2 rRNA genes are annotated in these 3,269 nt (G+C 50.1%); both read left to right on the top strand.

Going from position 1 to position 3,269, the window contains the following annotated elements:
• The first annotated feature begins 160 nt into the window (after positions 1–160).
• A 23S ribosomal RNA gene (locus tag FFM66_RS11255) occupies positions 161–3,077 on the top strand.
• 76 nt (positions 3,078–3,153) lie between these two features.
• Positions 3,154–3,269 (top strand): 5S ribosomal RNA (gene rrf, locus FFM66_RS11250).

Genomic DNA, 3,269 nt, shown 5'->3' with positions numbered 1-3,269 from the left:
AATTTTGCTCATTGAAAACTGGATAATTGAAGTAAAGAATCAAAACAAACCGAGAACACCGCGTTGAAAAGAGTTTTTTAAGAAAGTTTTTTCAAAGCTTTATCTTGAGGACGCCTCTATCGCTAGAGAAACGACTCAAAACCCAACCGTAAGGTTGTAAGGTTAAGTGAATAAGGGCGCACGGTGGATGCCTTGGCACTAGGAGCCGATGAAGGACGGGACTAACTCCGATATGCTTTGGGGAGCTGTAAGTAAGCTATGATCCAGAGATTTCCGAATGGGGAAACCCAGCATCTTTGATAGGATGTTACGATTAGGTGAATACATAGCCTAATCGAGGTAGACGCAGAGAACTGAAACATCTAAGTACCTGCAGGAAGAGAAAGAAAATTCGATTCCCTGAGTAGCGGCGAGCGAAACGGGAAAAGCCCAAACCAAGATGCTTGCATCTTGGGGTTGTAGGACTCCGATCTGGTAGTTCGTTCAGATAGTCGAAGGACTTGGAAAAGTCCGTCAAAGAGGGTAAAAACCCCGTAGACGAAATTTGGACAGCACCTAGGAGGATCCTGAGTACGGCGGAACACGAGGAATTCCGTCGGAATCCGGGAGGACCATCTCCCAAGGCTAAATACTCCCTAGTGACCGATAGTGAACCAGTACCGTGAGGGAAAGGTGAAAAGCACCCCGGAAGGGGAGTGAAATAGAACCTGAAACCGTGTGCCTACAACAAGTTAGAGCCCGTTAATGGGTGATAGCGTGCCTTTTGTAGAATGAACCGGCGAGTTACGATTGCATGCGAGGTTAAGTGGAAGAAACGGAGCCGCAGCGAAAGCGAGTCTGAATAGGGCGAATGAGTATGTAGTCGTAGACCCGAAACCATGTGATCTACCCATGTCCAGGTTGAAGGTGCGGTAAAACGCACTGGAGGACCGAACCCACGTACGTTGAAAAGTGCGGGGATGAGGTGTGGGTAGCGGAGAAATTCCAAACGAACTTGGAGATAGCTGGTTCTCTCCGAAATAGCTTTAGGGCTAGCCTCGGAAAGTAAGAATGATGGAGGTAGAGCACTGTTTGGACTAGGGGCCCATCTCGGGTTACCGAATTCAGATAAACTCCGAATGCCATACATTCATATCCGGGAGTCAGACTGTGAGTGATAAGATCCATAGTCGAAAGGGAAACAGCCCAGACCACCAGCTAAGGTCCCAAAATGTATGTTAAGTGGAAAAGGATGTGGGGTTGCACAGACAACTAGGATGTTGGCTCAGAAGCAGCCACCATTTAAAGAGTGCGTAATAGCTCACTAGTCGAGTGACCCTGCGCCGAAAATGTACCGGGGCTAAACATACTACCGAAGCTGTGGATTGTACCAATAGGTACAATGGTAGGAGAGCGTTCTAAGGGCGTTGAAGGCAGATCGTGAGGACTGCTGGAGCGCTTAGAAGTGAGAATGCCGGTATGAGTAGCGAAAGACAGGTGAGAATCCTGTCCACCGAATGACTAAGGTTTCCTGGGGAAGGCTCGTCCGCCCAGGGTTAGTCGGGACCTAAGCCGAGGCCGAAAGGCGTAGGCGATGGACAACAGGTTGATATTCCTGTACCCGTTGAATTTGTTTGAGCAATGGAGGGACGCAGGAGGCTAAGAAGTGCAGACTGATGGATATGTCTGTTCAAGCAGTGAGTCTGAGGGTGAGTGAAATGCTTACTCTTGTTAAGGACAAGCTGTGATGAGGAGGGAAATTTAAGTACCGAAGCTTCTGATGTCACACTGCCAAGAAAAGCTTCTAGTGAGAATTGAACGGCCCGTACCGCAAACCGACACAGGTAGTCGAGGAGAGAATCCTAAGGTGAGCGAGAGAACTCTCGTTAAGGAACTCGGCAAAATGACCCCGTAACTTCGGGAGAAGGGGTGCTGCTCTAACGAGCAGCCGCAGTGAATAGGCCCAAGCGACTGTTTATCAAAAACACAGGTCTCTGCAAAATCGAAAGATGACGTATAGGGGCTGACGCCTGCCCGGTGCTGGAAGGTTAAGAGGAGTGCTTAGCGTAAGCGAAGGTACGAATTGAAGCCCCAGTAAACGGCGGCCGTAACTATAACGGTCCTAAGGTAGCGAAATTCCTTGTCGGGTAAGTTCCGACCCGCACGAAAGGCGTAACGATTTGGGCACTGTCTCAACGAGAGACTCGGTGAAATTTTAGTACCTGTGAAGATGCAGGTTACCCGCGACAGGACGGAAAGACCCCATGGAGCTTTACTGTAGTTTGATATTGAGTGTCTGTACCGCATGTACAGGATAGGTAGGAGCCGTAGAAGTCGGAACGCTAGTTTCGATGGAGGCGCTGGTGGGATACTACCCCTGCGTTATGGCCACTCTAACCCGCACCACTAAGCGTGGTGGGAGACAGTGTCAGATGGGCAGTTTGACTGGGGCGGTCGCCTCCTAAAGAGTAACGGAGGCGCCCAAAGGTTCCCTCAGAATGGTTGGAAATCATTCGCAGAGTGTAAAGGCAGAAGGGAGCTTGACTGCGAGACTTACAAGTCGAGCAGGGACGAAAGTCGGGCTTAGTGATCCGGTGGTTCCGCATGGAAGGGCCATCGCTCAACGGATAAAAGCTACCCTGGGGATAACAGGCTTATCTCCCCCAAGAGTCCACATCGACGGGGAGGTTTGGCACCTCGATGTCGGCTCGTCGCATCCTGGGGCTGTAGTCGGTCCCAAGGGTTGGGCTGTTCGCCCATTAAAGCGGCACGCGAGCTGGGTTCAGAACGTCGTGAGACAGTTCGGTCCCTATCCGTCGCGGGCGTTGGAAATTTGAGAGGAGCTGTCCTTAGTACGAGAGGACCGGGATGGACTTACCGCTGGTGTACCAGTTGTCTCGCCAGAGGCATCGCTGGGTAGCTATGTAGGGAAGGGATAAACGCTGAAAGCATCTAAGTGTGAAGCCCACCTCAAGATGAGATTTCCCATTTCTAAAAGAAAGTAAGATCCCTGAGAGAAGATCAGGTAGATAGGTCAGAAGTGGAAGACCAGTGATGGTTGGAGCGGACTGATACTAATCGATCGAGGACTTAACCAAAAGAAACTCGGAAGAGTTTTGAGAAATTACTTCAAATCCAGTTTTGAGTGAGCAAGACTTACTCAGAAAAAAATAGTGTGGTGGCGATAGCAGGAAGGATACACCTGTAACCATGCCGAACACAGAAGTTAAGCTTCTTAGCGCCGATTGTAGTGAGGGGTTGCCCCTTGTGAGAGTAGGACGTCGCCACGC

It is taken from the genome of Enterococcus songbeiensis, assembly GCF_005405265.1.
Classification (GTDB): Bacteria; Bacillota; Bacilli; order Lactobacillales; family Enterococcaceae; genus Enterococcus_C; species Enterococcus_C songbeiensis.
Note: the sequence above shows the minus strand (reverse complement) of the source record. Positions and strands in the feature narration are given on the sequence as shown.